2 protein-coding genes are annotated in these 1,314 nt (G+C 64.1%); both read left to right on the top strand.

Annotation, left to right across the window (positions count from 1 at the left end; genetic code table 11):
- The first annotated feature begins 2 nt into the window (after positions 1 to 2).
- Positions 3 to 230 (top strand): type II toxin-antitoxin system RelE/ParE family toxin, encoded by a 228-nt coding sequence (locus A2I95_RS38805; RefSeq protein ID WP_291737712.1) that lies wholly within the window; start codon positions 3 to 5, stop codon positions 228 to 230.
- Positions 231 to 615: 385 nt separating this feature from the next.
- A partial coding sequence (locus A2I95_RS38800) for a hypothetical protein (RefSeq protein WP_291737711.1) occupies positions 616 to 1,314 on the top strand: 699 nt, incomplete at its 3' end.

The following is a 1,314-nucleotide window of genomic DNA, read 5'->3' as shown; positions in this document are numbered from 1 at the left end:
CGATTGCCGATTACATCTCGGACGACAACCCGGACGCAGCCCTTGCCCTGGTGGAAGAAATCCAGGGCAAGGTGGCGCAGCTCCCGGCTCACCCGAAACGCTGCCGCCCCGGCAGGGTAGAAGGCACCCGGGAACTGGTGGTCCGGCCAAACTATATCGTGGTCTATACCGAAACCGCAGCGGCGGTGACGGTGCTGCGCGTGCTCCACGCCGCGCAGATGTGGCCCTAGCCAGATCGGGAAACAAATGCCTCACGACCGCTACGAGAATGCTCCCTCTGATTGCTCGTCCCGCTTCGACTGCGGGAATTACGAGGTCAGCTCCGAGACCCTGACCGATGCGGAAATCTGGGAGCGGACGCCGCCAAAGCGCCGGCATCTGCTGCCGCCAGATTTTGCGCAACGGTTCGGCGCCCCTCAAATCCCTGACTGACATCGTCCACCAAAAGGCAGGGGAAGGCAGGGATTTTTCGCCCGCTCGGCGGGCGAACAGCAGGTGATCCAAGAGGGCGCAGCGCCTCTGGCCCATGGCAATTAGCGGAGCAGCTCGCAGAGAATTGCCTAGTGGGTTGTCATTTCAAATGACAATTCCGTCGATCCCCGTTATCACCGGCCCATGTTCAAGGCAGCCATCCGCATCAACAAGCTCACCACCATCGCCCAGCTTCGTGGGGCGTCCCTCCATGCGCAGCGCCACGACGAGACCGGCAAGGCGCGGGTCCGGGACGATGCGGAACCCGGTTTCGGTCTAGCCTGGTCAAAGGCCGAGAACGACCGCGACTATCTCGCCGCCTTCAAAGCCCACAAGACCGAGCTGGGGGCCGGCGAACGGAAAGGCTCGCCGCTCTGCTTGCAGGCCATCTGCGTGGTGTCCCCGGAATGGGTGGAGAAGGCCGGCAGCCTGCATGACCCCGACAACCCGCGTAACCGCCAGCTCTTCGACCAGGCGAAGGCATGGGCCGAGGGCTGGGGCGGCAAAGGATCGGTGATCGCCACCCGCCTCGATCTCGATGAGAAGGGCGGGGCCGTGGTCGATGTGCTGGTCTCCCCGGTCCGGGAAAGCCGGGGCAAGCCGGTGATCTCGACCAACAAGGCACTGCGCGAGCTGAAGGAGGCCACGGGCGAGCGGAACGAATACTCCGCCTTGCAGACGTCCTGGGCCGATTGGTGCCGTGAGCATCTGGACAGTGAAATCGTGCGCGGCACCCGGAAAGAGATCACCCAGCGCCAGCACCTTTCCCCGGAAACCTATGGGGCGGTCATGGACAAGGCCCGTGAGAGCGTCAGAGCGCCCTCTCAGGGGCTGTGGGATGCC

This window comes from Leisingera sp. F5 (genome assembly GCF_001593695.1).
The sequence above is the reverse complement of the archived record's forward strand: the minus strand, read 5'-3'. Positions and strand labels throughout refer to the sequence as shown.